This is a genomic window from Streptomyces sp. CB02056, from assembly GCF_001905545.1.
GTDB lineage: Bacteria > Actinomycetota > Actinomycetes > Streptomycetales > Streptomycetaceae > Kitasatospora.
Window position 1 is genome coordinate 871,623 of the sequence record NZ_LIPD01000001.1, and the last position, 24,721, is coordinate 896,343.

28 protein-coding genes and 1 pseudogene are annotated in these 24,721 nt (G+C 74.4%); 16 read left to right on the plus strand and 13 right to left on the minus strand.

Features of this window, described 5'->3' with window-relative positions; all coding sequences use genetic code 11:
• Positions 1 to 28: 28 nt before the first annotated feature.
• On the minus strand, positions 29 to 382 hold the full coding sequence (locus tag AMK13_RS03905; RefSeq protein ID WP_074001107.1) for a VOC family protein: 354 nt from the start codon (positions 380 to 382) through the stop codon (positions 29 to 31).
• A 145-nt stretch (positions 383 to 527) separates the two neighbouring features.
• Positions 528 to 1,256 (minus strand): HAD family hydrolase, encoded by a 729-nt coding sequence (locus tag AMK13_RS03910; RefSeq protein ID WP_074001108.1) that lies wholly within the window; start codon positions 1,254 to 1,256, stop codon positions 528 to 530.
• A 685-nt stretch (positions 1,257 to 1,941) separates the two neighbouring features.
• Between AMK13_RS03910 and AMK13_RS03920 the strand changes: the two genes are divergently transcribed.
• Both AMK13_RS03920 and AMK13_RS03925 read left to right on the plus strand, forming a co-directional pair.
• The gene (locus tag AMK13_RS03920) at positions 1,942 to 2,538 is read left to right on the plus strand and encodes a DUF5919 domain-containing protein (RefSeq protein WP_074001110.1); all 597 of its coding nucleotides are present in this window, start codon (positions 1,942 to 1,944) and stop codon (positions 2,536 to 2,538) included.
• Between the two features lie 53 nt (positions 2,539 to 2,591).
• A pseudogene (locus tag AMK13_RS03925) lies at positions 2,592 to 3,084 on the plus strand (NUDIX hydrolase).
• Positions 3,085 to 3,142: 58 nt separating this feature from the next.
• Here AMK13_RS03925 and AMK13_RS46380 read toward each other — a convergent pair.
• Positions 3,143 to 3,721 carry a ketosteroid isomerase family protein gene (locus tag AMK13_RS46380; protein WP_143204474.1) on the minus strand — a complete coding sequence of 193 codons (579 nt, stop codon included), beginning with the start codon at positions 3,719 to 3,721 and terminating at the stop codon, positions 3,143 to 3,145.
• A 174-nt stretch (positions 3,722 to 3,895) separates the two neighbouring features.
• Complete coding sequence (locus AMK13_RS03935) at positions 3,896 to 4,678, minus strand: dienelactone hydrolase family protein (protein WP_074001112.1); 783 nt, start codon at positions 4,676 to 4,678, stop codon at positions 3,896 to 3,898.
• A 309-nt stretch (positions 4,679 to 4,987) separates the two neighbouring features.
• Here AMK13_RS03935 and AMK13_RS03940 point away from each other — a divergent pair, with 309 nt between their 5' ends.
• The 3 genes from AMK13_RS03940 to AMK13_RS03950 all read left to right on the plus strand — a co-directional run bounded on the left by AMK13_RS03940 (position 4,988) and on the right by AMK13_RS03950 (position 6,569).
• Positions 4,988 to 5,596 (plus strand): peptidase inhibitor family I36 protein, encoded by a 609-nt coding sequence (locus AMK13_RS03940; RefSeq protein WP_143204475.1) that lies wholly within the window; start codon positions 4,988 to 4,990, stop codon positions 5,594 to 5,596.
• Positions 5,597 to 5,723: 127 nt separating this feature from the next.
• The gene (locus AMK13_RS03945; protein WP_074001113.1) at positions 5,724 to 6,110 is read left to right on the plus strand and encodes a nuclear transport factor 2 family protein; all 387 of its coding nucleotides are present in this window, start codon (positions 5,724 to 5,726) and stop codon (positions 6,108 to 6,110) included.
• Positions 6,111 to 6,128: 18 nt separating this feature from the next.
• Complete coding sequence (locus AMK13_RS03950) at positions 6,129 to 6,569, plus strand: GNAT family N-acetyltransferase (protein ID WP_074001114.1); 441 nt, start codon at positions 6,129 to 6,131, stop codon at positions 6,567 to 6,569.
• Between the two features lie 237 nt (positions 6,570 to 6,806).
• Here AMK13_RS03950 and AMK13_RS03955 read toward each other — a convergent pair whose 3' ends face one another.
• The 5 genes from AMK13_RS03955 to AMK13_RS03975 all read right to left on the minus strand — a co-directional run bounded on the left by AMK13_RS03955 (position 6,807) and on the right by AMK13_RS03975 (position 11,106).
• Positions 6,807 to 7,916: a hypothetical protein gene (locus AMK13_RS03955; protein WP_074001115.1), complete on the minus strand. Its 1,110-nt coding sequence runs from the start codon at positions 7,914 to 7,916 to the stop codon at positions 6,807 to 6,809.
• A 226-nt stretch (positions 7,917 to 8,142) separates the two neighbouring features.
• Positions 8,143 to 8,631, minus strand: a complete 489-nt coding sequence (locus AMK13_RS03960) for a hypothetical protein (protein ID WP_079271797.1) — start codon at positions 8,629 to 8,631, stop codon at positions 8,143 to 8,145.
• 271 nt (positions 8,632 to 8,902) lie between these two features.
• A complete protein-coding gene (locus tag AMK13_RS03965) occupies positions 8,903 to 9,643 on the minus strand; it encodes a DUF6193 family natural product biosynthesis protein (protein ID WP_074001116.1) in 741 nt (246 codons plus the stop codon).
• Between the two features lie 130 nt (positions 9,644 to 9,773).
• On the minus strand, positions 9,774 to 10,451 hold the full coding sequence (locus AMK13_RS03970; RefSeq protein ID WP_074001117.1) for a GNAT family N-acetyltransferase: 678 nt from the start codon (positions 10,449 to 10,451) through the stop codon (positions 9,774 to 9,776).
• 154 nt (positions 10,452 to 10,605) lie between these two features.
• Positions 10,606 to 11,106 carry a peptidylprolyl isomerase gene (locus AMK13_RS03975; protein ID WP_074001118.1) on the minus strand — a complete coding sequence of 167 codons (501 nt, stop codon included), beginning with the start codon at positions 11,104 to 11,106 and terminating at the stop codon, positions 10,606 to 10,608.
• Between the two features lie 438 nt (positions 11,107 to 11,544).
• Between AMK13_RS03975 and AMK13_RS43975 the strand changes: the two genes are divergently transcribed.
• Positions 11,545 to 11,751 (plus strand): cold-shock protein, encoded by a 207-nt coding sequence (locus AMK13_RS43975; protein WP_074001228.1) that lies wholly within the window; start codon positions 11,545 to 11,547, stop codon positions 11,749 to 11,751.
• A 33-nt stretch (positions 11,752 to 11,784) separates the two neighbouring features.
• On the opposite strand, the gene AMK13_RS03985 is transcribed toward AMK13_RS43975, so the two are convergent.
• On the minus strand, positions 11,785 to 12,891 hold the full coding sequence (locus AMK13_RS03985; protein ID WP_079271801.1) for an RCC1 domain-containing protein: 1,107 nt from the start codon (positions 12,889 to 12,891) through the stop codon (positions 11,785 to 11,787).
• A gap of 293 nt (positions 12,892 to 13,184) precedes the next feature.
• Here AMK13_RS03985 and AMK13_RS03990 point away from each other — a divergent pair, with 293 nt between their 5' ends.
• Complete coding sequence (locus AMK13_RS03990; protein ID WP_074001119.1) at positions 13,185 to 14,834, plus strand: MBL fold metallo-hydrolase; 1,650 nt, start codon at positions 13,185 to 13,187, stop codon at positions 14,832 to 14,834.
• 88 nt (positions 14,835 to 14,922) lie between these two features.
• Here the strand turns inward: AMK13_RS03990 and AMK13_RS03995 are convergent, their stop codons facing one another.
• Both AMK13_RS03995 and AMK13_RS04000 read right to left on the minus strand, forming a co-directional pair.
• The gene (locus tag AMK13_RS03995; RefSeq protein WP_074001120.1) at positions 14,923 to 15,135 is read right to left on the minus strand and encodes a hypothetical protein; all 213 of its coding nucleotides are present in this window, start codon (positions 15,133 to 15,135) and stop codon (positions 14,923 to 14,925) included.
• An 85-nt stretch (positions 15,136 to 15,220) separates the two neighbouring features.
• Positions 15,221 to 15,475, minus strand: coding sequence for an acyl carrier protein (locus AMK13_RS04000; protein WP_049661285.1), 255 nt, complete (start codon positions 15,473 to 15,475; stop codon positions 15,221 to 15,223).
• Between the two features lie 124 nt (positions 15,476 to 15,599).
• On the opposite strand from AMK13_RS04000, the gene AMK13_RS04005 reads away from it, so the two are divergent.
• Together AMK13_RS04005 and AMK13_RS04010 are read left to right on the plus strand one after the other, a co-directional pair.
• The gene (locus AMK13_RS04005) at positions 15,600 to 15,782 is read left to right on the plus strand and encodes a hypothetical protein (RefSeq protein WP_074001121.1); all 183 of its coding nucleotides are present in this window, start codon (positions 15,600 to 15,602) and stop codon (positions 15,780 to 15,782) included.
• Between the two features lie 198 nt (positions 15,783 to 15,980).
• Positions 15,981 to 16,733: an SDR family NAD(P)-dependent oxidoreductase gene (locus AMK13_RS04010; protein WP_074001229.1), complete on the plus strand. Its 753-nt coding sequence runs from the start codon at positions 15,981 to 15,983 to the stop codon at positions 16,731 to 16,733.
• Positions 16,734 to 16,785: 52 nt separating this feature from the next.
• On the opposite strand, the gene AMK13_RS04015 is transcribed toward AMK13_RS04010, so the two are convergent.
• Positions 16,786 to 17,415, minus strand: coding sequence for a putative glycolipid-binding domain-containing protein (locus tag AMK13_RS04015; RefSeq protein WP_079271802.1), 630 nt, complete (start codon positions 17,413 to 17,415; stop codon positions 16,786 to 16,788).
• A gap of 162 nt (positions 17,416 to 17,577) precedes the next feature.
• On the opposite strand from AMK13_RS04015, the gene AMK13_RS04020 reads away from it, so the two are divergent.
• The 7 genes from AMK13_RS04020 (at position 17,578) to AMK13_RS04050 (ending at position 24,636) form a co-directional block, all read left to right on the plus strand.
• Positions 17,578 to 19,047 (plus strand): ATP-grasp domain-containing protein, encoded by a 1,470-nt coding sequence (locus tag AMK13_RS04020; protein WP_143204476.1) that lies wholly within the window; start codon positions 17,578 to 17,580, stop codon positions 19,045 to 19,047.
• Positions 19,044 to 19,616 (plus strand): GNAT family N-acetyltransferase, encoded by a 573-nt coding sequence (locus AMK13_RS43345; protein ID WP_158077667.1) that lies wholly within the window; start codon positions 19,044 to 19,046, stop codon positions 19,614 to 19,616. The genes AMK13_RS04020 and AMK13_RS43345 overlap by 4 nt, the downstream gene beginning before the upstream one ends.
• Before the next feature lie 133 nt (positions 19,617 to 19,749).
• Positions 19,750 to 20,895: a hypothetical protein gene (locus AMK13_RS04030; RefSeq protein WP_074001123.1), complete on the plus strand. Its 1,146-nt coding sequence runs from the start codon at positions 19,750 to 19,752 to the stop codon at positions 20,893 to 20,895.
• 176 nt (positions 20,896 to 21,071) lie between these two features.
• Positions 21,072 to 22,025, plus strand: a complete 954-nt coding sequence (locus AMK13_RS04035; RefSeq protein ID WP_074001124.1) for a DUF4331 family protein — start codon at positions 21,072 to 21,074, stop codon at positions 22,023 to 22,025.
• A gap of 74 nt (positions 22,026 to 22,099) precedes the next feature.
• Complete coding sequence (locus tag AMK13_RS04040) at positions 22,100 to 22,777, plus strand: HAD family hydrolase (protein ID WP_049653676.1); 678 nt, start codon at positions 22,100 to 22,102, stop codon at positions 22,775 to 22,777.
• 173 nt (positions 22,778 to 22,950) lie between these two features.
• Complete coding sequence (locus AMK13_RS04045; RefSeq protein WP_074001125.1) at positions 22,951 to 23,316, plus strand: hypothetical protein; 366 nt, start codon at positions 22,951 to 22,953, stop codon at positions 23,314 to 23,316.
• A gap of 219 nt (positions 23,317 to 23,535) precedes the next feature.
• On the plus strand, positions 23,536 to 24,636 hold the full coding sequence (locus tag AMK13_RS04050) for a substrate-binding domain-containing protein (protein ID WP_074001126.1): 1,101 nt from the start codon (positions 23,536 to 23,538) through the stop codon (positions 24,634 to 24,636).
• The last annotated feature ends 85 nt before the right edge of the window (positions 24,637 to 24,721 follow it).

The window sequence follows — 24,721 nt, forward strand, 5'->3', positions numbered from 1 at the left end:
GGCCGGAGGCATGCCCGCGGCGGCGCGGTCAGGCGGGCTGCCAGAGCTCGATGCGGTTGCCCTCGGGGTCGGTGACCCAGCCGAACCGGCCGACCCCGTCCATCTCCTGCGTCTCCCCGGCCACGTCGGCCCCCTTGGCGCGCAGCTGGGCGAGCATCGCCTCCAGGTCGCGGACGCGGAAGTTGAGCATGGTCTGCTGGTCGCGGGGCCCGAAGTAGTCGGTCCCGGACTCGAAGGTCGCGAACACCGTCGGCCCGGCTTCCTGCTGCCACAGGCCGTGCTCGTCGGCGTCCAGCCCCAGGCAGTCGCGGTACCAGGCGCCCAGCGCCGCCGGGTCGGCGGCCCGCAGGAAGTATCCGCCGATGCCGAGCACTCGTTCCATGCCGTCATCCTGCCAGGCCGTCGGCCGCCACCCCGATCACCTCCAAGGAGGCGCCCACAACCGGGTGAAGCGGCGGCGAGCGTGAACCGTCCCGGGGTGGGTTCGGGCCTTCACCCGTGAAGGCCCGGACCCACGATCGAGGGCGTCATACAGCACGATCCGGTTCGCGGAACGGTTGAGGATCCACAGCACGCGATGCCCACGTGGCGTCCCGGCTCCCCCCGGACACATACGCGCCGAATACAGAGGTGTCGAGATCCTCGAGGGACTCCAGTACCAGCGTGGCAATCGCGAAGCGAGGATCGCGGCGATCAGCGGCCTCGGGAACGGCGACGACCGTCATCTGGGCTGACACGCCGGCGAGGACGCCGTTGAGCGAGTCCTCGATCACGACGCATTCGTCGGGTGACGCGCCGAGGGCGGCGGCTGCGCGGAGATAGGCACCCGGGTGGGGCTTGCCGTGTTCGTCGTCTTCGGCCGAGAACACGGCATCGAAGGATCGGTCAAGGCCGGTGCTCGCGAGCGCATGCCGAATCACCGACTCCGGCGAAGACGACACGACGGCCATCGCCCTCGATGCGCGCGCGCACGCCGCGACGGCGTGTTCGGCGCCGGGTTTCAGCGCCACTCCCTCCAACCTGCGGCACACGGCGGCCACGATCTGCCGCTCGACGTCGTCGGGGTCGGCCTGAATCGTGGCCCGATCGAACCAGTAGGCCACCATGTCCCGTTGCCGCAGCCCGCGCGTCGCCGCCTGCATCTCCGTCGTGAGGTGCAGGCCAAGCGGACCGAACACGTCACGCTTTGCCGCGTCCCAGACCGGCTCGGAGTCGATCAAAAGGCCGTCCAGGTCGAACAGGACAATCGGTTGCATCGGTTGCTCTTTCGTTGGCGATCACGCGAGGACGAGACGATTCGCTGCCCCGCCGTGCGTGAGCGGATGGTGCCGTGGCCGATGACGAGGCCCATGAGCCGCCGGCCGGCCCGGCGGCGAGCGTGAACCGTCCCGGGGCGGGCTCGTCGGCCCACCCCCGGTCGGCCGGCCGCTTCATCCTCGATCGAAGTCCCTCCACACTAGCCGGAACCGGCTCCAGTCCGAGTACGGAAGTTGATCTTCTGACAGGACATCACCGGCTTCCCGCCGGATGCTTGCCCGGTGAGCGTGGCGAGGACGCGCTGGCGGTGGGGAGCGAGCGCGTCCGTGGAAAGCGCGGGACGCCACACCGGGACGATCGAGCCCGATCGCGCGGGCCCTCGGCAGGGAGACTCCTGCGGGAGCGTTCGTCGCGGGCACCGGCCCGGAGGAATCACCGGCTTCCGGGCCGGCTTCACCTGCCTGTCCAGGCCGTCTCCGCTTCGGCGAGCTCAGCGAGTACCCGGTCCGCCGCCTCCCGAAGCCCCTCCACGCGCTCGCGCGCGGCCGGCTCCCGCTCCTCCAGGAGACCCACCAACGGCTTCTTACGCCTGGGACAGTGGAACGCCGGCTCTCCGATGCGGCGCTGGTGCCGCATCAGCGGAACCGTATCGATGTCTGCGCGGCTTCAGGGGTTGATGAACGAGTGATCTGGCCCAACAGCGTCCGGGCGAACGTCAAGACCGGGCACGACCGGGAGGTGTTCGCCGTCTATCCGCACCGGTCGGCCTGCCCTCAGTCGGTCTGGGCGCAGCTGATCGCCGAGGCGCGGTCCGAGGTCTTCCTCGCCGGGTACACCAACTACTTCGTCTGGCTGGAGCAGCCCGCCCTCCTCCAGACCCTGCGGCGCAAGGCCGAGAGCGGCTGCCGCATCCGCTTCCTCCTCGGTGATCCCGAGTCCGGGACGACGCGCCGGCGCGAGCGGATCGAGGACGTGGCCCTCACCGTGTCCACCCGGGTCCGGGTCACGCTGGAGCACCTGGCCAAGCTCTCCGGCAGCCAGGGCGTCGAGGCGCGCTTCAGCTCCCCGGAGGACGGCCCGAACCACATCGGCCTGTCCGTCTTCCGCTTCGACGAACACGCCCTGGTCACCCCGCACCTGGCCCGCACCGTCGGCCACGACTCCCCGCTGATGCACCTGCGACGCAGCGAGGAGAACGGCATGTTCGACCGCTTCGCCGAGCACATCGAGGAACTCTGGTCCCGGGGCAACACCATCCCCACCGACCCGGCCCGCGCATAGGAAGTCGGCCCCGCCGACTTCCTGCTCCACCGCTCAACCAGGAGGGCACCACCATGAACAGCGGCGGCCGGAACGGCTGCGGGGACGGCGCCGCCGATCCCTCTCCCGCAGCGCTCCACTCCGTGTCCGTCGCGGGAGTGGTCGTCCGCGAGGACGGGCGCGTGCTGGCGATCCGGCGGGCCGACAACGGCACCTGGGAGCCGCCGGGCGGCGTCCTCGAGCTCGCCGAGACCGTCGAGGACGGCCTGCGCCGCGAGATCCGAGAGGAGACCGGCATCGAGGTCGGCGTCGACCAACTCACGGGCGTCTACAAGAACATGGCCCGTGGCGTCGTCGCTCTGGTCTTCCGCTGCCACCCCACCGGCGGCGCCGAACGGCTCTCCTCCGAGTCCACCGCCATCGCCTGGTTGACCCCCCGAGGAGGTCGCCGACGGCATGGCCGAGGTCTACGCCGTCCGCGTCCTCGACGCCCTGCACCCCGGCCCCGCCCGCGTCCGCTCCCACGAGGGCCGGCACCTCACAGCCGCCCCCGAACGCCTCGCGTGAGAAGTCGGCCCCGCCGACTTCCCGCTCCGCCGTCCATGGCCGCAGCCCACGCGCGCCCTTACGGACCCCTCGCGGCAGGGCGGTCGCCGACGGCGTCCCCGGCCTCATGTCCGTGCGCGACTCCAAGGACCCCTCCGGCCGGGCCCTCCCCCGCTCCTGTGCGGGGCCGGGGCCCGGTTCGATTCGCGGGAGGCGGGTCTTCTCCCCCACGGGCTCCAACTGCGGGCGGCCTGCCCGCAGTCGCGGCGTGACGGCCGGGGGCAGCGGGCGGCAGCGGCCGTCCGCGCCCAGGTGCGGCTCGGCTCCAGAGCCACCTCCGCCAGGCGGGCGAGAAAGCCAGCCGGAAGACGTGGTGGCTGAGGGAGAGGTGGTTGCCGGTGAGCGTCTGCACGAAGGTCTCACTGGAGTCGACGGCCGAGTCGTCGAATCCGAGCTTGCCGACGACAACGGTGAGCACGCCCCCGTCGGACAGCCGCTGGCTGTCGACGTTGCTCAGGTCCCGAAGCTTCGCCTCGATGGCCTGTCGTCCCTGGACCTGCTGGCCTTCGAAGGTGAGCAGCGCGTCCTCCGCGTAGAACCCCCGCCACGCCTGCGCGGGACTCGCCGCCCTCGTCGAAGTGGGCGCAGTAGCCCTCATGGCGGGCGAGCTCACAGGGAGGTCGTCGTCAGAGTGCGGGTTCAACCGTTCCGGCACTGTTTGTTCGGCTCTCGGAGGGCGGACCGCCCCGGGAGCGTCCGAGCCGTCCCTCGGGACGATGCTGCCAGGGGTCGCGGCGCCCGGCCGGCATGCCGGGCGCCGCGACCGCGCACGTCACGCCGGCGAGGTGGCCGTCGGGCCGAGGTGCCGGGTGAGGAAGCGGGCCGCGCTGTCGGCCTCGGACCTGGGGAAGTCGAAGTGCTTGCCCGCGTTGGCGTGCAGTGTCTTCTCCGTCGAGGCGAAGGCGTCGAACAGTGCGAGGGCGGCCTCGCGCGGGATGCGCTCGTCGTCCCACTGCATGGCGAACTCGATCGGGACGGTGATCCGCCGCGCCTGCTCGACCAGGGCGTCGGGCCACATCAGCCCGAAGACCGCGGCCGTGATCCTGGGCTCGGCCGCCACCAGCGGCACGCCGAGCGCGGTGCCCATGGCGATGCCGACGTAGCCCACCGGCCCGTCGGCGCCGATCTCCGGCAGCTCCTGGAGGGCGTCCAGCGCCGCCTGCCACTCGGGTACGGCGAGCTCGGCCAGGCGGGCGTTGTAGCGGACGACGACCGGGCCCTCCGGCTCGCCCGCCGCCTGCGCCGCGCGCAGTTCGGCGATGTCCGCCTCGTCCTGCGCGCTGCGCGGCCGGTCGCCGTGACCGGGTGCGTCGAGGACGGCGACGTGGAAGCCGCAGCCGGCCGTCAGGAGCCGCGCCCGGCCCGCCATGGAGGGGTGCTTCTTGTGGGCGCCGCCGCCGTGGCCCATCAGGACCAGGGGTGCGCGACTGGTGCCGGTGGCAGGGGAGGCGGGTGACCAGAGCACGCCGGGGACGCCGCCCACGGTGAAGTCGCGTTCGGTCATGCCGTCCGCCGTGGACTCGGCGGTGAAGTGAAGGGGCTGGGAAGAGTGCATCGGTGTGGCCTTTCGGGAGTTGCCTGCTCATCGCGGCGCTCCCGGCGACACCCTGCGTCAGTCGCCGGCCGTGAACCCCAAGGGGAGCACCCATATCGGTACTGCGGTCATGGGTCTCACCTCCTCGGGCGGTGTCACGGTCGACTGCAAGCTACAAGCCCGGGCCTCGTCCCGTCCAACCCTTTTTCCCGGCCACGTGATCACGGCTCCACGCGCCCCGGTGCCAAGCGGCCGTACGCATTCCTACAAGACCCCCGCTTCCGCGCCCGGACAGGATGGGCTTCCGAAGGACCCCTACAAGGAGGTTTCATGCTGAAACGCCTGAAAGCGGGAACCATGAAGAAGCGTCTGCTCGCGGTGCCCTTCGCCGTCGCGGCCGCCCTGGCGGTGTGCGTCGCCCCGGCCGCGTCCGCCGCCACCGGCGCTGGTGGCTCGGGCGCCGGCCAGGCCGGCTTCTCGGCGCAGGCCCGGGACCTGGGGCTGAGCGGTGCCCAGGCCAGGAGTCTGCAGGACCGGGTCGACGACTACCTCGCCAAGACCCCCGGGGCGAGCCAGGTGGCCGTCAACAAGATCGCCCTGCCCGGCGGCGAACTGCTGCTCCCGCTGCCCGGGGAGGAGCGGGCCCGGGACCTCGCCGCCAAGGCCGACTCCCCCGCCCTGTCCTCGGGCTGCCCGTACACCTACGTGTGCGCGTACAGCGGAACGAACTTCACGGGCGAGGAACTGCGCCTGTTCACCTGCAACTACCCGGTCCGCATCTACTGGACCGGGACCGGATCGTGGATCAACAACCAGCGGTCCACGCTGTACGCCAGGTTCTACGGAGCCGACGGCAACGTCGGCTGGACCTCGCCCGGCGGCTACAGCGAGGACCGCGCGGCCCCCTGGGGCTGGGTCTACTGGCTCAGCCCCTGCTAGAACGGCCGCGCCGGAGTGGGAAGTCGGCCAGGCCGACTTCCCACTCGCTACCACACAGGCGACCGGAGCACGACAAGAACGGTCCACTGCGGGTGCTCGGCACGATCGCGTTGCTACGTTCCGGCCCATGGACTTCACCGGCATCGCGAACTCGTTCACCCAGCACTACTACGCGACCTTCGACGGCGGCATCGCCACCCGCAACAACCTGGCGGGCCTCTACCGCCCCGAGTCGATGCTCACCTGGGAGGGCAAGCAGGTCCAGGGGCAATCGGGCATCATCGAGACGATCAACAAGCCCGAACTCGCCGTCGTCAAGCACCAGATCGCCTCCTCCGACGCCCAGCCCGCCCCGGGCGGCGGCGTCCTGGTCCTGGTGACCGGCAACCTCGCCGTCGACAACGCCTTCGACAAGCCGATGCAGTTCACCGAGACCTTCAACCTGCAGCCGATCCCCGGCCAGCCGGGCGGCTTCTTCATCTACAACCAGGTCTTCCGCCTCGTCTTCGCCTGACCCGAGCACCCGCTTCCGGTGCTGCGACTGCGTGAACTGGCCGACGGCGACGCCGAGTCGGTTCGCCGCATCCATGCCGACGGGTCCGCCACGGATGTGTGGTTCGGCGCGATGACCGGCGCCCAGGCCCTCGCCTACGTCCGCGAGGCCGCCACGGACCCCGGGCTCCTCGTTCGCGGCATCGAGGTGGGCGGGGACCTGCTCGGCGTCGTCCGGCTCCGGCTCGACCCCGGCCGCGGCACCGGCCGGCTCAGCTACATCGTGCGCGAGGACGCCCGGGGCAGCGGCCACGCCACCGCCGCCGTACGGCAGTTCCTCACCGGCGACGGCCTGCCCGCCCGGGTGCTCGCCGTCCACCGGGAGGCCAACCCCGCCTCCGGCCGGGTCCTCGCCAAGGCCGGCTTCACCCCCACCTGCACGAGCGCCGGCCTCGTCCACCACGAACGCGCGCGCCGCTGAACGGCGCTCTGGAGTAGGACGTCGGCCGGGTCGACTTCCCGCGCCTCCCGTGGCGTGGTGACGGCACGTCACTCCGGGCGGGACGGCAGCAGCGTGCCCCGCTCGTTGTTCCGAGCACGGGGCGGGGTGCTCCGTCGGACACCGGTGGGCAACAGGCAGCCTCGCCGCGGGCCCGGAGTGGGATGACGGACCCTCCCGCTCATCGACACGAGGGTCCGTTCGGGCCCGGGGCCTACATCAGAAGAGGCCCGCGCGCATGTACTGGGTGAGGTTCTCCAGGATCTCCCGCAACCACGGGTACCGGACGGCCGGCAGCCGGGCCAGGGTGTGCCGGAACACGCCCTCGTCGGCCCGAAAGGGGTAACGGGCGCGCGGAGCGGGCGGGTCGTCGCGCAGGACGCCGTCGGGCATGCCGCCCGACGCGGGGACGGGCAGGTGCGGCTCGGGGAAGGCCAGCCACCGCCACACCCCGACCGGCAGCGGCACCGGGTACGCGTGGGAGGCCTGAGCGGGCGGGGCCCAGGCTTCCCCCGTCCGGGGGTGGGTCGGTACGAGGAGGATGTCGGCCCCGCTGTCGGGGGCGGGCAGTCCCGGTCCGGCCAGGACGGCGCGGCGCGGCGACGGGCCCGCGGGCAGCAGGGCGTCGAGGGCGCGTTGGAACACCTCCGCGGCCGGGCCGTGCGGGACGGTCACCGGACGGCGTTCCGAGGCCGCCAGCAGGTGGGCGAGGGCCCGGCCGGCCGCGGCCTCCCACTGCGGGCTCCACGACCAGAAGTGGCCCGACCCCAGCCGCGAGCCGCCCCACGTGGCGATCGGCTCGAACGGGGGCGTGCCCTTCCCCTCCGCCACCGCCTCCGTCCAGGACAGCGGCGCGACGGGCTCTCCGTCGACGGGGAGGCGACGCACGGCGTCCGGCGCGAGCCACACCGCCTGCCAGAGCGAGCAGTCGTCGACCCGGCTCGCCACCGGCCGACCGCAGGCCGCACAGGCCGTGTTGGGGCCGTCGGCACCGTCGAGGCCGCAGCAGGAGCCGCCGCGCCCCTCCGGGATCAGCAGGGTGTTGCGCGCGTCCCCCGGGGCGATGACGACCGCGCCGGGCGCACCGTCGGACAGGGCGGGGACCGGCGCGTGGATGCCGCGGGCGGCCGCCTCGTCGGGACGGACCTCCTCCCACCGCCGCCAAGGCGGCCCCCAGGGCTCCGGGTCCACGGCGAACGTGCCGGGTTCCATCAGCACGGGGAGTTGGAGCCCGTTTCCGTACTTCTGGTGGGCGTGGACGGGCAGGGCGACTCGGAACAGTGCGGTGGTCAGCTCGGCCCCGCACCCCGCGCACACAAAAACGAACAACTGTCCTCCGTCTGGGAAACGGAGGCATCCTCGCAGCTCAGGGGCGGCCGGCCAAGCGGGTTTCCGGACCGGCCCCGTTCGGCACCGGGAGCGGCCCGGCCGCTCCGGGTGCCGAACGGCCCGGGCTGTCCGGGCCGTTCGGCACCGAGCCACGGGGCACCGCCCTTCGCGCGCCTGCGCCGGGTGGGCGGCGCAGCGGTGCGATCGGCGGTGCCCGGGGACCGGGTCAGGCCTTCCAGGCGCCCCAGTAGACGTCGGCGTTGTTGCCGGAGCCGCTGTCGCGGGTCGTGCGGAACATGCCCTGGGTGGTGCCGTTGTCGTCGTAGCCGTTGGAGCCGGTGTAGGGGTTGTTCCAGTGCAGCCTGACGGTTGCGCCGTTGCGCCAGCCCTCCTCGCAGTTGGACGCCTGGAACGTCACCGAGCCCTCGGTGCCGGTCATGAAGCCGTTGCTCTCCGACTGGAAGACGGCGTCCCCGGTGTTGCCCAGCCACTGCGGCGGCTCCTGGCCCTGGGTCCAGATGCCGTGGGACAGCGAGTAGTCGGTGCGGTTGAGCGTGCAGCCGGTGCCGTTGTGCAGGTGGACCGTGGTGCTGCGGGCGGCCGAGAGGGCGGCCTGGGCGGGGGCCGGGGCGGCCTGGGCGGTGCCGGTGGCGATGGTGCCGAGCCCGATGGCGGTCACCGCGGCCAGCGCGGCGGTACGTGCGGAGATACGCATGGTCTCCCTCGATTCCGTGGGTCGTGGGTGGGGTGCGCGGGCTGTGTTCCGCGCCGTGGTGAACGATCCGGCCGGCCGGTCAACGAACGGTGGACGGCGCGGTGAACGCCGTGACATGTGCGGTTCATCGTTTGTCGACGCGCATGGTGTTCGCGCACCCGGGAGGCCGCGCGCCCGCTTGGCCGCAGCACGCGGGGCGGCCCGGCCCGGCCCGGCCCGGTAGTTGACGACGGCGCTCGCGTGCGGCCAGGAACTCGTAGCGGTCGTCGGCTCAGGAGGGCACGGCGTCGTCGGGCAGCGCGTCGACGACCGCCGCGACGGCCGCCTCCGCGCCGTCGACGTCCTGCAGCCGCCCGTCGTCGAACCGCACCCGGTAGCGGCCGTCGCCGAGTGGCGCGACCCTTGGCAGGTCGTAGGAGATCGGCGGCGCCGCCCGGCGGCTGAAGGTGAGCCAGTACATGCTCCGGCCCGGCGACAGGGCCCGCAGGCGTGGCTGTGCGTGGGCCGCCTCGACGAGTTCCCGTAGGCCGGTTTCGTGTCGGCGCTCGTACGTGGCGGACTCGCGCAGTCGGCGCCACCGGACCGGCACGGCGTCGCCCCGTTCGTGGGCCTCGGCCAGTTCCCAGGTCCGCAGGAAGGGCCACCGCGCGAGGAGTTCGGCGAGGCGGGCCCCTGCCTGCCAGGTGGCCACCGCCCCGGCGGCCTCGGCGAGGTCGCCGGTGCTGCCGGTGGCCAGGTGGACTCCGCCCGCCCAGCAGCCGACGTCGAAGCCGCGCTCCCTCGCCGTCATCCCGACCCGTGTCGACCGGTCCCCGGTGGTCACCCGGGCCGCCGTCCGGCGCCGGCCCGGCTCGGCGGCCGGCTCGCCCCCGAGCCGGAGCCCCGCCCGATCGGCTTGTGCCCGAAGGGCTTTCAGCAGCGACCCGGCCCGCGCCACGTCGGGGTAGTGGGCCGTGTAGGGGCGCAGGGCGTCGTCCTCGTCCGCTGCCGGGACGGGGGTCTGTTCGGGCATGCGGTCGAGTCTGCCAGGCCTCGGCGCCGCTTTCCGGTGCTCACGGACGAGTGAACGGACAGCCGCGGGTGGTCGTGCGGTTCGGCGGGAGCGTGTACATCGCCTGACCGTACCGTCCCAAAGGCCCCACTCACGCGGGGTCTGAAATGCCCTCGCCGCGGTCGCCCGGCAGGCCGAACAGCGGCAGGCAGGGCGCCAGTCCGTCGACGGTGACGGGGACCTCGCGCCGCGCCTGCCAGCGCTCCCGGGTGAGCCTCAGCCGCCGCTCCGTCACGCCGCGCCCGCGGACCAGGTGGCGGTCGACGCCGTCGGGTTCGTAGCCGTGCTTGCGCGACACGGCGTACGAGGAGGGGTTGTCCTCGAAGGCGCCCGACACCGCCTCCGTCGCGCCCAGGCCCGCGAAGGCCAGGTGCAGGACGGCGGCGCGCATCTCGGTGCCGATGCCCTGCCGCTGGTGCCGCGCGCCGAGCCAGGAGCCGGTGGAGGCCTGCCGCAGGACGGCGAAGTCGCGGGCGGCGACGGTCTGCAGGCCGACGACCCGGCCGTTCTCGAAGACGGCCAGGTTCAGCGCCCAGTCGTCCGGGGACCAGTTGCCCAGGCGCAGCCAGTGGTGCTGGACCACCGAGCGGGCGCGCTGGGCCGGGGGGAGGTCGGTCCACGGGACGATGAAGGGCATCCGGTCCGGTTCGTGGACGCCTTGGGCGGCGAGGTCGGCCAGGGCGGCGAGTTCGTCGTCGGCGGGCAGGCGCAGTTCGAGGCGGGGGGTGCGCAGGCGCAGGCCCAGCAGCGGCCAGTGGTCGGTCAGCATGCGCCATTGTCGGGGGCGGTGGCGGCCGCGGTCATCCGGATTTCCGCGCTCCGACCTCCGGGCTTTCCCGGCCCTGCTCCGGCGCGCCGCGCGCAGTGGGAAGTCGGCCGGGCCGACTTCCCACTCCCGACCGCTCCCCGCCCGCCCGTCCGCCCTACTCGACGACCTCGGCCTTCACCAGGACCACGTCCTCCTTGGGGACGTCCTGGTGGCCGGCCCTGGAGCCCGTGGCGACGGCCCTGATGGCGTCCACGACGCCCTGGCCCTCGACCACCTCGCCGAAGACGGCGTAGCCCCAGCCCTGGGGGTTCTTGCCGCTGTGGTTGAGGAAGTCGTTGTCGGCGACGTTGATGAAGAACTGGGCGGTGGCCGAGTGCGGGTCCCCCGTGCGGGCCATCGCCACCGAGTACTTGACGTTCTTCAGGCCGTTGTCGGCCTCGTTCTGGATGGGCGCGCGGGTCTCCTTCCGCTTCAGTCCGGGCTCCATCCCGCCGCCCTGGACCATGAAGTTGTCGATGACCCGGTGGAAGACCGTCCCGTCGTAGAAGCCGTCCGTGACGTACCGGAGGAAGTTCTCCACCGTCGCCGGGGCCTTCTCCGCGTCGAGGCGCAGGACGATGTCGCCGTGGTTGGTACTCAGTTTGACCTTCGACATGATGACCTCACTGTCTGCATGGTGGCGGCTACGAGAACGCTCACCGCGCATTGTGGCAGGAGGGGCGGCCGGGGCTGCTGAGGTTCCCGTCGTGGCGCCGGGACGCGGGAAGTCGGCCGGGCCGACTTCCCGCTCCGGGGACTTGCGGGAGAACGGCCCCCGCCCGCACTGTGAGTGGGCGATCGGCTACGTCCCGTCAGGAAGTGCGCGATGTCCCCTCTCTCCCTTGTCCGCGGCCGCGTGACGGCCGTGGTGTGCGTGCCGCTCCTCGCCCTCGCGGCCCTGATCGCGCTCTGCGCCCCGGCACAGGCAGCCCCGGCACAGGCGACCCCGGCACAGGCGACCCCGACGCAGGCGACCCCCGCGCAGGCGACCCCCGCGCAGGCGAGCGCGAACCGGGCCGCGCCCGGCCCGGTGGCGGCGCAGGGCCGCCGGGCCCTGGTCAACTTCGGCACCGTGAAGTGGTTCAACGCCGAGAAGGGGTTCGGCTTCATCACGCCGGACATCCCCGGCCCGGACGTCTTCGTCCACTACTCGAGCATCATCGGGGGCGGGTTCCGGAGCCTGACGGAGGGCGAGCGGGTGGAGTACCAGGTGGAGCAGGGGCCCAAGGGGCCGCAGGCCGTCGACGTCATCCCGCTCTGAGCAAGAAACCCGCCACGCCGCCCGCCCGGGGCCTCAGTTGGCGAGGCTGAAGTCGCCGCCCACCGGTGCGGCGATCTTGTCGACGCCGACGAGCGCGGTGAGGGTGGGCACCGGGGTGCAGCTGTCGGTGGTGGTGCCGTCGCCGAGCTGGCCGGAGCCGTTGCTGCCCCAGGAGTGCACGGTGCTGGTGCCCGACAGCGCCACGGTGTGCTCCCGGCCGGCGGCCACCAGGCGGACGTCCGTCAGGCCGGGGACGGTGACGGGCAGGACGCGGAAGACGGTGGTGCCGTCGCCGAGTTGGCCCGCGGTGTTCTGGCCCCAGGCCTTGAGGCGGCTGTCGTCGTCGACCACGGCCATGCTGTGGTTGCAGCCGGCCGCGATCTGCGAGACGCCGCCCGACCAGGTCGGCCGGGTGGCGACCGGGGTGAAGCGGTTGATGGTGGTGTTGTCGCCGAGCTGGCCGGTGGCGTTGTAGCCCCAGGCCTTCACCGAGGCGCCGGCGCCCGGCTTGCCGACCAGGACGAGGTTGTGTCCGGCCCCGGCGGCGATCCGGCTCACGCCGGTCAGGCCGGTGACCGGTGCCGGGAGGCCGCGGCTCGCCGAAGTCCCGTCGCCCAGCTGGCCGTTGCCGTTGTAGCCCCAGGCCCACACGGTGCCGTCCTCGCGCAGCGCCAGGCTGTGGTGGAGGCCGGCGGCGATGGCGACGACCTTGTGCAGGCCCTCGACCCGGACCGGGACGCCGCTGTCGGAGTTCGTCCCGTTGCCGAGCTGGCCGTGGGTGTTCTGCCCCCAGGCCACCACGGTGCCGTCGGCGAGCAGGGCGAGGCTGTGCGCGCCGCCGGCCGCGATGTCGGTGGCGTCGGAGACGTCGACCACCTGGCCGGGGGCGTTGTGGCTGAACACGGTGCCGTCGCCGAGCTGGCCCGAGCCGTTGACGCCCCAGGACTGCACCGTACGGTCTGTCAGCAGGGCCAGCCCGTACCCGAGGCTCGCACCGGCGCCGCCGGCGGCGATCTTCACCACCTCGGTGCTGGTGAGCCCGAGGACGGTGGTGGCCGTGGTGCGGAGGTCGGCCCAGGTGCCGTCCCCGAGCTGGCCGGAGCGGTTGTTGCCCCAGGACTTCAGGCGCTTCTCTGCCATGCGACGATGCCTCTTAACTGATGTGACAATAAGTCAAATCGTCGACACGTCAGGACGGTTGACGAGTCCGCGATCATGGCCCGACGCTACCCACGCGCCCGCCGCCCGCACCGGAAGCCGCCACGCGGCCACCCGAACGGGTGATGGACCCCCGCAGCCCGGCACCGGCCGCGACCCCGCACGCATTCCACACACCCCTGCCGTTGTGTATACGGCCCGTCACCCCTAGTGTCGGCGGTCTCCGCGCGCGGGGCAGCGCGCGGAGACCGTCACGCCTTGAGGAGGGCAAGCCCGTGGCCGACACCTTCGTGCCCATGGAGCCGACCGCGTACGTCACGCGACGGAACCTGGCCGGCGCCAAGGAACTCCCCGACGCCCCGGCCGACTTCGAGAACGCCCAACGCGGCCTGCTCGCCGCCCCGCCCTACCGGGCCCTGCCGTCCCTGGACGGCGAGGAGGCGGTCTGGCACTTCCACGCCTTCGACTTCCACACCTCCGACACCCCCGCCGACGCCGACTCCCCGGTGGCGGCGGCGCTGCGCCGCCAGGGCCGACTCGCCGTCCCCTCGGGCCTGTTCCGGGTCGCCGACGGCCTCTACCAGGTACGCGGCTTCGACCTCGCCAACCTGACCGTCGTCACCGGCCCCCACGCCCTGCTGGTGATCGACCCGCTCGGCTCGTACGAGACGGCCCGCGCCGCCCTGGCCCTGTACCGCTCCACCACCGGGGACGCCCGCCCGGTGCGGGCCGTGGTCCACACCCAGAGCGGGGTGGACCACTTCGGCGGCGTGCGCGGGCTGTTCACCGGATCCCGCACCGGCCCGCCCGCCGGACCGCCCGCCGACCTCGCGGTGTACGCGCCCGACGGGTTCCTCGCCGACGCGGTGCTGCGCCAGGTCACCGAGGGCGCCCGGCAGGCCCGCCTGGTCGACTACGCCTACGGCACCCGGCTCGGCATCGGCCCGCTCGCCCTGGCCGGCTCCGACCTCGGCCGCACCGTCTCCACCGGCCGGCCGGACTTCCTCGCCCCCACCGACACCGTCGGCGGCCCGCTGTCCGCCCCGACGCCCCGGGCCCACTGGCCCGCCTGGACCGGGATCCCCTGGCAGGAGGGCCTGTACGCGGTCGAGGCCGCCGGGGTGCGGATGGTCCTGCGGCCCGCGGGCGGGCACGCCTCCCCCGCCGAACTGAACCTCTACCTGCCCGCGCACCGCGCCGTGTACCTGGCCGGCGCCGGACTGCTCGGCGCCCCCGGCCCGGCCCGCGCCGAACTGCTGGACGCCACCGCCGCCGCCTTCGGCACCCCGGCCGAGGTCGGACTCGGCGCGTACGGGCACCCGGTGTGGGGCGCCCCGTACGTGTCCGCGTGGCTGGCCGCCCACCGCGCCGCCGCCGGCGCCCTGCCCGACGCGGGCGCCGTCGCCCCGCTGCTCGCCGCCCCCGGCCACCTGGACACCCCCTCCCGCACCGTGCGCGAGGTGTGGGCGCGCCTGACCGGCACCGCCCTGGGCGCCGCCCGGCCGGCCGTCACCGCCCGGGCGCAGCTCGCGGCCGCGGACGGCGCGCACCGGGACGGCACGGAACGGTACGGCTCCGAACAGGACGGCGCGCGGCGGGCGGTGGACGCGGCGCAGCGCGCGTACGACGGCGGGGGCGGTGGCGGCGGGGGCGCGGTGCCGGACTACGCGCGGGCGGTGCTGCTGCTGGACCCGGTGATCGGTGCCTGCGCGATCCCGTCGGCCGTCCCGGCGCCGGTGGAGCGGCGGGCGCGGGCGCTGCAGTCGGCGGCGCTCACCCAGCTCGGCTACCTCGCCGCGCACGGGCGGCTGCGCAACGCGCTGCTGACGGCGGCCCGTGACGTCCTCGGCCCCGGCGCGGTGGCGCCCCGCTTCACGGCGACGGTCCACGACCTGGCGGTGTGCGCGGACCCGCTCGCGATCTGAGGCACGCGAGCGGGTCCGGACGCGCCCGTCCTCCCGTCCTCCGGTGTTCGGGCCGGAGGGCGGGCGGACGGACAGGGGTGGCGCGGGGTCAGTCCAGGGCCAGGAAGCTGCCGACGTTCTCGTCCGGCCGGAACTCGCCCGGCCCCAGGGGGTTGAGGATTCTCGCCTGACAGTTGCCGTCGGGGAAGAGCAGGATGGTGCCGCCGGTCCGGTTGGCGATGGCGGTGTCGGCGCCGAGGCCGGGGTAGCACTGGCCGCCCTGCGGGTCCCGGACCTGCTGGAAGTTGCTGCCGTTCTCCATGATCACGACACCGGGCGCCGCCGAGGCGGTCGAGTCGTACGGGCCGGCACCCGGACGGCCGGGCCTGCCTCCCCCTCCGGATCGTTCAGGAGCCGGACGCCACCTGGGCGTTGACATCCTTCAGGAACTCGGCGACGGGACGCCCGAGCAGCTCCGCGCTGTCGACGGAGACGCCGTAACGGTTCTCCACGTCGGCGAGGACGCCCAGCACGCCGAGCGAGTCGACGCCGAGGTCGAGGAACATGCGGCCCGGTTCGGCGAGTTCCTCGGCGGTGACCTGGACGCCGGCGCGGGTCCTGACCAGGGTGGCGAGTTCCTCGTAGGTGATCTCGGCGGCCATCGGGCCCTCCTCGGGGTGCGTGGGGCGGCAGGGCCGGAGGGTGGCGGATCGCTCAACGGGAGGCCCTGTGGGCGCAGTTGTACGTGGTCGAAAGGCGTCCGGTCCAGCTCGTTCACTCGTACGCGTGAGGCCTTCACGGGGATGGTCGGAACGGCCCGCCCCGGCCCGCCCCCGCGACCCCGACCGCGCCGCCGCCGGGCACCTCCTCGCCCCGCTCACCGGGCCGCTGGAGCACCGGCCGGACGCGGACGTGCGGGAGGTCGCCGCCGAGGCGGCGGACGTCCTCCCGCACGCCCACGGCACCTGAGCCCCGGGGCCGGGGAATCCGGGGCCGGGGCACCCGGACGGCGGGCGGGCTCCCGTGCCGCGGCGGGCGCGTCCGCCCGTACCGCGCCGCCTGGACGACGGGGCGCCGCGCGGCCGGGCGTGGTTCGCTGGAGGGGCGGGCGCCGAGCGCCCGCCCGCCCCCGCTGCGAAGCACCCCGTTCTCCGAAGGGCCGTGGTCATGATCTCCTCCTCCCTCGCGGGCAGGGTCGCGCTGGTGACCGGCGCGACGAGCGGCATCGGCGCGGCCACCGCGACCGCGCTGGCCGAGCAGGGCGCGCACGTGCTGGTCGCGGGCCGCGACGCGGCGCGCGGCGAGGCGGTGGTGGCCGCGATCCGGGCGGGCGGCGGCAGGGCCGACTTCGTCGCCGCCGAGCTGCGCGACGTCGCCGCGGTGCGGCGCCTCGCCCGGACGGCCACGGCGCTGGGCGGCGGCCGGGTGGACATCCTGGTCAACAACGCCGGCGTCTACCCGTTCGGGCCGACCGAGGAGACGACCGAGGAGGAGTTCGACGCCGTCTACGCCCTCAACGTGCGGGCGCCCTACTTCCTGGTGGCCGAGCTGGCCCCGGCGATGGCCGCGCGCGGCGCCGGGGCGATCGTCAACATCAGCACCCAGGCCGCCTCGCACGGCGCGCCGGACACGTCCCTGTACGGCTCCAGCAAGGCGGCGGTCAACCTGCTGACCCGCACCTGGGCCGCCGAGTACGGGCCGCGCGGCGTGCGGGTCAACGCCGTCGGCGCGGGGCCCACCCGCACCGAGGGCACGGCGGTCATGGGCGAGGGCCTCAGCGACATGGCGGCCGAGGCGCCGGCGGGCCGGCCCGCCGAGGCCGAGGAGATCGCCGCCGCGGTCGTCTTCCTGGCCGGCGACGCGGCGGGCTTCGTCCACGGCGCCCTCCTGCCGGTGGACGGCGGGCGCACCGCGGTCTGAACACCCCCGGCCTCAGGCCCGCGCCGGGCCTGGGGCCCCGGGCCCTGGCCCGTCAGGCGATGCGGTGGGCCAGGCCCGGGTACTCGGCGACCAGGCCGTCCGCGTCCAGCAGCAGGTCCGCCCGGTAGTCGCCGGAGGCGTAGCGGACGGTGGCGCGGCCGTCCTCGTGGCGGCGCAGGTGGGTGTAGGTCTGGCGGGAGGGCACGACGACCAGCTCGGGCACGCGGATCCAGGCCATCAGGAAGTGGTGCTCGCCGGGGCCCAGGTGGAGGCCGTGGCGCAGCACGGGCGGGGTGTTGGTGAGCGGGGACAGGCCGAGGTCGCAGTCGAGGGCGCCGTCGAGGTCGGGTCGGGGGGTGCCGTCGACGGTCCAGTGGCCGGTGGTCTCGTCGCGGCGCAGGTCGAGGGTGCGGGTGGTGTCGGGGGTGCGGGCGGTGACGTGCATGCGGCGGGTGGTGAAGCCGTCGCCGGTGTCGAGCCGGTAGTCGAGCCAGTACGGGGCGGGCTCGGCAGCGGCGGCGCGGCCGTGGGCGGTCAGGGAGGTGGGGCCGAGGTCGATCCAGGAGGTCTCCAGGCCGGCGGTCTCGGTGACCCGCCAGGTGGGTGCGGCGGTGCGGGTGGCGGCGTGTTCGGCGGGGCGTTCGGCGGGGCGGTTCGGGTCGGGGGCGGTGCGGCTGTTCATTCGTGCACGGTACTGCCGGGTGCCGACAGCGGGCCCGACGGGCCGTCAACACGGGGGGCTCCTTCGTTCGGGTGAGGGTGGGGGCGGGGCGTGCCTCGTGCGGGGCGGGGCGGGGCGTGCGGTGGCGGCGAGCGCCGTCCCGGGCTCTCCATAATCGCGTGGGTGATCACATCCTGTGACGAAGCGGTGGCCCGGCTGCGGGCCCTGCCCGGACTGTCGTGCTGTGCCCGTCCCCTGAACGTGCTGCCGCTGCTGCGCACCGGCTGCCTGTCCGCGGTGGTGAGCGTGGAGGGCCCGGACACGGGCTGGGCGGGCGAGTTCGGGGCCTCCTTCCACGCGCTGGAACCGGAGCGGGGGGTGCGCGACCACACCCCGGCGGGGGACGGGGTCCACACGGTGCTCCGCGCGCTCGCCGGCACCTTGGACGAGGACGGGGGCGCGGACGGGGGCGCGGGCGCGGCGGGTGGCGGCTGGCGGGGCCGGGAGCTGGCGCTGCTGCCCTACTCGGCGATGAAACCCGAGTGGCGCACGGCACTCGGCGCGCTCGGCACCCGCCTGCTGGAGCCGCCCTCGCACGTGGCCCTGCCGATGCTGAGCGACAAGCGGGCGCAGCGCGCGTGGCTGCGGTCGGTGGGGGCCGCGACCCCGGCGGACGCGGTGGTCCCGGCGCTCGACCACCGGGAGCTGCGCCGCCGCTTCGGCTCCCCCTACGTGGTGCAGACGCCGGTGGGCTCCAGCGGCAAGGGCACCCACCTGGTCGTCGACGAGGCGGACCTGCAGCCGATCCGCCAAGTCGGCGGCGGGCCCTGGCTGGTGAGCGGCTACGTCGAGGGCGTCGCGCTCAACGTGCACGTGCTGGTGTCGGCGGACAGCACGGTGCGGGTGCTGCGCCCGTCCGTCCAGCTGACCCGTATCGAGGGTGTCGGCGCGCCCTTCGGCGCCTACTCCGGCTGCGACTTCGCGGCCCCCGCCCTGCTGGCGCCGCTCGCCCTGGCCCGGGCCGCCGCCGCGGCGCGGCGCGTCGGCGAGGCGCTGGCCGCGCTCGGCTATCGGGGCCTGTTCGGCGCCGACTTCGTCCTGGACGGCGAGCGTCCGCTGCTGCTGGAGCTCAACTGCCGTATGCAGGGCTCGACCTGGCTGCTGGGCGAGCTGGAACTGGCCGAGCGCGCGCTGCCGTCCGCGCTGCGCCACGTGCTGGAGCTCTACGGCCACGCCACCGGCGGCGAGCCGCGTACGGACGCGGCGGGCGCCGTGCAGCTGGTGGTGCGGCACACCGGCGCCCCGGTGCGGGTGGCGGCGGCGCCCGCCGGCGGCCTGCACCGGCTCAAGGACGGGCGGCTGCGGTACTGCGGTGCCGGGTTCGGCCTGCTGGAGTGCGGGCCCGACGACTGCGTGCTGCTGCAACTCCCCTCCCCCGGAATGGTGTTGCACCCGGGTGTGCCGCTCGCCCGGATCGTCGCCCGGCATCCGCTGACCACCCCCGACGGCACCGCGCTCACCGCGCCAGGACGCAAGCTGCTGGACGCGCTGCGCGCGGGCTTCGTCCTCGAACCCCTCGAACCGTACGGCCTCCCCGGGCCCTCCGGCCCCGCCGCCATCCCCTCCGCCTCCGCCCCGCGAGCGCCGTGGTGAACCCGCGCCCCGACCCGCGGTCCGACCCGCTGTACGTCCGCACCGCGGTGCCCGCCGACCTGCCCCGGCTGGCCGCCCTGCGCGCGGAGGCCGCCGCGTGGATCGCCCTGGAGCACGGCTCGGCCCAGTGGTCGGACCCGTACGACGCCCAGCGCGGCCTGGCGCTGATCGCCCTCGGCCTGACCGTGGTCGCCGCGCTGTCGCCGCACGGCGAGGCCGTCGCCACCCTCACGCTGCGCCCCACCGGCAGCCCCCGGCTGTGGACCGGCGAGGAACTCGCCCGCCCGGCCCGCTACGTGAGCTCCTTCACGGTGGACCGCCGGTACGCCGGGCACGGCATCGGCACCCGCCTGGGCGACTGGGCCTCCTGGCGGGCCGCGCGGGCGGGCGCCGCCCTGCTGCGGGCGAACGTGTGGAGCGACAACGCCGCCCTGCACGCCTACTACCGCGCACGGGGCTGGCGTTGGGTGCGCACCGCGGCCGGCAGCCGCAGCGGCGCCCTGTTCGAGCGCGCCGCGGACGCGGTGGCGCCGCCGCTGGTCCACGAGGCGGGCCGCCTGCGGGCGTGACCCCCCGGCGTCCGGACGGCGCGGGCCGGTCGGTCGGTCAGCACGGTGTCAGCGCGCCCGGACAGCATGGCCGGTGAGCCGGCGAGAGCGCACGGCCGGGACAGGACGACGGGACAGGAAGAGGAGACGAGGCATGAGCATCAGCCGCAGGTCCGTGCTGCGGACCGCCGCGGCCGCCGTTCCCGCCCTCGCGTGGGGCGCGGCGGCGCCCACCGGGGCGGCGGCGGCCACCGCCCGGGAGCGGTCGGCACCGCGGGAACAGGCGACGCCGCAGTGGCAGGTGACGCCGTTCCCGCTGCGGAACGACTTCGGCGTCAGCGGCCTGGCGATGACCGGCGCCGCGGCCGGCTTCGCCGTCGGGTACCAGGTCGCCTTCTGGGGGCCGGTCCCGTACGACGTGCCCGCGGTGTGGAGCTGGGACGGAGCCCGGTGGACGGAGGTCGAGGGCGCGGTCACCGGGGCCAGCGGCCGGCTGTACGCCGCCACCGCGGCCGGCCCGGCCGACGTGTGGGCCGTGGGCGACAGCGGGCTGGCCGTCCACTGGGACGGGCAGGGCTGGAGCCGGAGCACGGTGCCCGGCACCGCCGGCGGCGCGTTCTCCGGCTTCGCCGTGGCCGGGGCCGGGAGCGCCGTCTGGGCGGTGGGCCGGGCCGGCTCGTCCGCCGCCGCCGCGCGGTGGAACGGCTCGTCCTGGGAGGGCGCCGCCCTCCCGCTGCCGCCCGGCACCTCCCAGCTCACCGCGGTGCGGGTCGCCGGGCCCGGCGACGTCTGGGCGGCCGGCGACTACCAGGCGTCCTCCGGCGCGCTGTACCGGCCGTTCGTCGTGCACTGGGACGGCAGCGCCTGGTCCCAGGTGGCCGCGCCGTCGTACCCGAACCTCGACGTGCGGGTGCTCGACCTGCTGGTCGCGGGCCCCTCCGAGGTGTGGCTGGCCGGCGGCACCGGCCGGTACAGCCAGTCCGGCCTCCGGAACGCCTTCGCCACCCGCTGGGACGGCACCGCCTGGAACGGCACCCGCACGCCGCCGGCCACCGACCCGCACTACTTCCTCGGGCTGTCCCTGCGCGGCACGGAGGTCTGGGGCGTGGGCTACAGCGGAGACTCCCCCGTCCAGCGGTGGACCGGGTCCTCCTGGGCGGTGGCCCCCGCCCCGTTCGCCTTCACCCAACCGGGCGTGTTCACCACCGGCCCGGACGGCACCACCTGGCTCTTCGGCTACGGCGCCCCGGACGCCAGGACCGGGGCGGACCCCTTCACCGCGCGGCTGCCCGCGAGCTGACGCCCCGCCCGCCGCCACCGGGCCGCGCCCGCCCGCACCCGCGCCCGTACCCGAACCCCCGCCCGCGCCCGCCCGGGTGGCGCAGCGGGGCGGGCCGGGGGCGGGCGGGCGTGCTAGCAATGGCCGAGGGGGTCGGGGGGTGTCCCCGCGCAGCCCGCCCGACCTCGGAGGCCGTCTTGTCGCACCACCTCAGCGGACCGAACCTGCGCTCACCCGAGGGTGACGCGCGCCTGGACCTGACCGACCTGTTCGCCTTCGCCGCGCCGGAGCCGGGGCGGACAGTGCTGATCATGAACGTGAACCCGGTCGCGCCGTCCGGCGGGCAGGCCTTCCACCCGCAGGCGGTGTACCGGATCGACATCGACACCGACGGGGACCGGCGGGCCGACCTCGCGTACAGCTTCACCTTCTCCGAGCCGCGGGACGGGGCGCAGACCATGACGGTGCGGCGGGCCGCCGGCGAGGGGGCGCGCGGGCTGGAGGCGGTCGGCGACGTGCTGGTGGCGGACGCGCCGGTGAGCTTCACGGGCACGCCCGCGGTGGTGGAGGCGGGGGCGCACCGGGTCAGCGCGGGGCTGCGCAGCGACCCGTTCTTCGCGGACCTGGACGGGATCGTGAAGGACTTCCAGTGGACGGGGGTGGACTGGGGCGCGGACAAGAACGTGTTCGGGATCGTGCTGGAGGCGCCGGACGCGCAGTTCGGGCCGGCGCCGGAGATCGGGGTGTGGGCGCGGGTGAGCGTGCGCAAGGACGGGCACCTGGTGTCGGTGGACCGCGGTGCGCACCCGTCGCTGACGGCGTACTTCAACGAGGAGGACGTCAAGGAGGCGTACAACGCCGGGGATCCGGTGGACGACTGGGAGAACTACCGGGAGCCGTGGACGGCGAAGCTGCAGCACTTCGGCGGGTACACCACGGACGCGGCCGAGGCCCAGCTGCGGATCGTCCTGCCGGACATCCTGCGCTACGACCGCGCCCGCCCGGCCGGCTACCCGAACGGTCGCACGCTGAGCGACGACGTCACCTCGGCGCGGCTGACGATGCTCACCGACGGCAAGGTGCCCGGCGACCACATCGGCCCGCACACCGACCTGCTGCCCGCCTTCCCGTACCTGGGCCACCCGCACTGAGCCCGCCGGGCCCCCGGCGACCCCGCTGCGGACGCGCCCGCCGCCCCGCCGCGGGCGCCCCGTAGGGTGGCGGCATGTCCCTTCCCGTGGAGCTGGTGGTCTTCGACTGCGACGGTGTGCTGCTCGACAGCGAGCGGCTGGCCGTGCGGGTGGACGAGCGGGTGGTCGCGGAGGTGGGGTGGCCGCTGTCGCAGGAGGAGATCGTCGAGCGGTTCCTGGGCCGTTCGCACGCGTTCATGACCGCCGAGATCGAGGCGCACGCGAGCGTGCCGCTGGAGCCGGGCTGGGACAAGCGCTTCCAGCACCTGTACGACGAGGTGTTCGCCGCCGAACTCGCCCCCGTGGAGGGGGTGGTGGCGGCGCTGGCGGCCCTGGAGCGGGCCGGGGTGGCGGACTGCGTGGCGTCCTCCAGCAGCCATGCGCGGCTGCGCTCCACGCTCGGGCGGACCGGGCTGCTGCCGCGTTTCGCCGGGCGGGTCTTCAGTTCCGAGGACGTGGAGCGCGGCAAGCCCGCCCCGGACCTGTTCCTGCACGCGGCCGCCACGATGGGCGTCGAGCCGGCGGCGTGCCTGGTGGTCGAGGACAGCAAGTACGGGGTGGCGGCGGCGCGGGCGGCGGGGATGCGGTCGCTCGGCTTCCACGGCGGCCTGACGCCCGAGGCGTGGCTGGCGGGGCCCGGCACCCGGACCTTCGCGGACATGCGGGAGCTGCCGGCGCTGGTCGCCGGGGCGGCCTCACTCCCGCTGCCGTAGCTCCGTGGCGGGCCCCGGTTCCTGCTCCGAGTCCGACTGCGGCTGCGGCTGCGGGGGCAAGGAGGCGCGCCCCTGTCAGATGTCAGGGACCGCCGCGGGCACCGGATTCCTAGGCTGACGGGCACCGGACGCAACGGTCGTCCGTCCTCGTACCAGCCAAGGGAGAACCACCCATGCGCAGGATCACCCGTACCGTCGCCGCCCTGGCCCTGGCCGCCGCCGCCCTGACCACCGTGGAGGCCGGCGGCGCCGGCGCCGCGGACGGGGCGTGGGCGGGCTGCCCGTCGGGCGCGGTCTGCGTCTACCCGCAGGACCAGGACCCGGCGGTCAGCCCCAGCGACGTCTACTGGAGCTACGGCGCGCACAACCTGAGCGGCCAGTACGGCCACCACTGGGTGCTCAACAACCAGACCGGCGGCGCGCACGCCCGCCTGTGCCGCGGTTCGGGCGGCGCCGACTGCGTCTACGACCTCTCCTCGCCGAAGGGCGTCTACTACGACCTGGGGCCGATCAACTCGATCACCCTCGACCGCCCCTGACGGTCACTCAGTTCCCATCGGGCAGTGCCCGCCGCGCGAGGGGAGCGGCGGGCACTGCCGCGTCGCGTGACCCCACCCCCTGAGGCGTGTTCACGAACATAACGAGTAGTGGTGGATTCCCGGCAGTCTGGTTTTACTTATTGACGTCATGTACGCGCCCAGGTTTAACTCCCCCCACCCCGCCGCGAAGCCGCGGCGACCCCCAGGGAGAGGTATCCGATGAACGCCGCACTGCGCCGCGCCCTCGTCTCCGCCGTGGGCCTCGTCCTGACCCTGTCCATGACCGCCGCCTGCGGCAAGGCCGCCGGCGCCAAGGGCGACTCCTCCTCCGCCGCCGGCGACCCGAACGCCATCGGCCTGCTGCTGCCCGAGAACGCCTCCTCCGTGCGCTACGAGTCCTTCGACCGCCCGTACATCGAGGCCAAGGTCAAGGCCCTGTGCGCGCAGTGCAAGGTGCTGTACAACAACGCCGAGGGCAGCGCCGCCAAGCAGAAGCAGCAGTTCGACACCCTGCTCGCCCAGGGCGTCAAGGTGATCGTCCTGGACCCGTACAACGCCAAGTCCACCCAGGACTGGGTCCAGGAGGCCGCCGCCAAGGGCGTCAAGGTCATCGCCTACGACCGCCTGGCCGCCGGCCCGATCGCCGCGTACACCTCCTTCGACAACGAGAAGGTCGGCGAACTCCAGGGCCGGGCCCTGCTGGACGCGCTCGGCGCGCAGGCCGCCGACGCCGACATCGTCATGATCGACGGCGACGAGGCCGACCCAAACGCCGCGGACTTCAAGACCGGCGCGCACAAGGTCCTCGACGGCAAGGTCAAGAAGGTCGTCTACGAGCAGTCCGGGCAGTGGGACCCCGTCGTCGCCGGACAGAAGATCTCCGCCGCCGTCACCGAGTTCGGCAAGAACGGCTTCCAGGCCGTCTACTCCGCCAACGACGGCATGGCCGCCGCCATCATCACCCAGCTCAAGGGCGCCGGCATCAAGGTCCCCGTCGGCGGCCAGGACGCCTCCCTGGACGCCATCCAGCGCATCGTGGCCGGCGACCAGGCGTACACCATCTACAAGGCCTACCGCCCGCAGGCCGAGGCCGCCGCCGAACTGGCCGTCGCCCTGCTGCAGGGCAAGGACGTGAAGACCATCGCCACCGCGAGCGTCGACAGCGCCACCGCCAAGAACATCCCGACCAAACTGCTGGACGCCAAGATCGTCACCAAGGACACCATCGCCTCCACCGTCCTGGCCGACGGCACCTACAAGGCCTCCGACATCTGCACCGCCGACTACGCCGCCGCGTGCGCCGCCGCCGGGCTCAAGTAGACCGGCCCGCAACGGCATCCACCGGTCAGGCCCTCAAGTAGCCCGCCCCGCACCAGAACCCTTCGACCAGGTCTTCAAGTAGCCC

Excerpts from the sequence above, each read along its gene's own strand:
- AMK13_RS46380 (WP_143204474.1), bottom strand. The coding sequence starts at position 3,721 with ATGAGGGCTACTGCGCCCACTTCGACGAGGGCGGCGAGTCCCGCGCAG.
- AMK13_RS03945 (WP_074001113.1), top strand. The coding sequence starts at position 5,724 with ATGGACTTCACCGGCATCGCGAACTCGTTCACCCAGCACTACTACGCG.
- AMK13_RS03910 (WP_074001108.1), bottom strand. The coding sequence starts at position 1,256 with ATGCAACCGATTGTCCTGTTCGACCTGGACGGCCTTTTGATCGACTCC.
- AMK13_RS03995 (WP_074001120.1), bottom strand. The coding sequence starts at position 15,135 with ATGGAGAACGGCAGCAACTTCCAGCAGGTCCGGGACCCGCAGGGCGGC.
- AMK13_RS04040 (WP_049653676.1), top strand. The coding sequence starts at position 22,100 with ATGTCCCTTCCCGTGGAGCTGGTGGTCTTCGACTGCGACGGTGTGCTG.
- AMK13_RS04050 (WP_074001126.1), top strand. The coding sequence starts at position 23,536 with ATGAACGCCGCACTGCGCCGCGCCCTCGTCTCCGCCGTGGGCCTCGTC.
- AMK13_RS03975 (WP_074001118.1), bottom strand. The coding sequence starts at position 11,106 with ATGTCGAAGGTCAAACTGAGTACCAACCACGGCGACATCGTCCTGCGC.
- AMK13_RS04030 (WP_074001123.1), top strand. The coding sequence starts at position 19,750 with ATGAGCATCAGCCGCAGGTCCGTGCTGCGGACCGCCGCGGCCGCCGTT.
- AMK13_RS03965 (WP_074001116.1), bottom strand. The coding sequence starts at position 9,643 with ATGCCCGAACAGACCCCCGTCCCGGCAGCGGACGAGGACGACGCCCTG.
- AMK13_RS03935 (WP_074001112.1), bottom strand. The coding sequence starts at position 4,678 with ATGCACTCTTCCCAGCCCCTTCACTTCACCGCCGAGTCCACGGCGGAC.
- AMK13_RS04045 (WP_074001125.1), top strand. The coding sequence starts at position 22,951 with ATGCGCAGGATCACCCGTACCGTCGCCGCCCTGGCCCTGGCCGCCGCC.
- AMK13_RS04010 (WP_074001229.1), top strand. The coding sequence starts at position 15,981 with ATGATCTCCTCCTCCCTCGCGGGCAGGGTCGCGCTGGTGACCGGCGCG.
- AMK13_RS03985 (WP_079271801.1), bottom strand. The coding sequence starts at position 12,891 with ATGGCAGAGAAGCGCCTGAAGTCCTGGGGCAACAACCGCTCCGGCCAG.
- AMK13_RS04015 (WP_079271802.1), bottom strand. The coding sequence starts at position 17,415 with ATGAACAGCCGCACCGCCCCCGACCCGAACCGCCCCGCCGAACGCCCC.
- AMK13_RS03940 (WP_143204475.1), top strand. The coding sequence starts at position 4,988 with ATGCTGAAACGCCTGAAAGCGGGAACCATGAAGAAGCGTCTGCTCGCG.
- AMK13_RS03905 (WP_074001107.1), bottom strand. The coding sequence starts at position 382 with ATGGAACGAGTGCTCGGCATCGGCGGATACTTCCTGCGGGCCGCCGAC.
- AMK13_RS03960 (WP_079271797.1), bottom strand. The coding sequence starts at position 8,631 with ATGCGTATCTCCGCACGTACCGCCGCGCTGGCCGCGGTGACCGCCATC.
- AMK13_RS03970 (WP_074001117.1), bottom strand. The coding sequence starts at position 10,451 with ATGCTGACCGACCACTGGCCGCTGCTGGGCCTGCGCCTGCGCACCCCC.
- AMK13_RS04000 (WP_049661285.1), bottom strand. The coding sequence starts at position 15,475 with ATGGCCGCCGAGATCACCTACGAGGAACTCGCCACCCTGGTCAGGACC.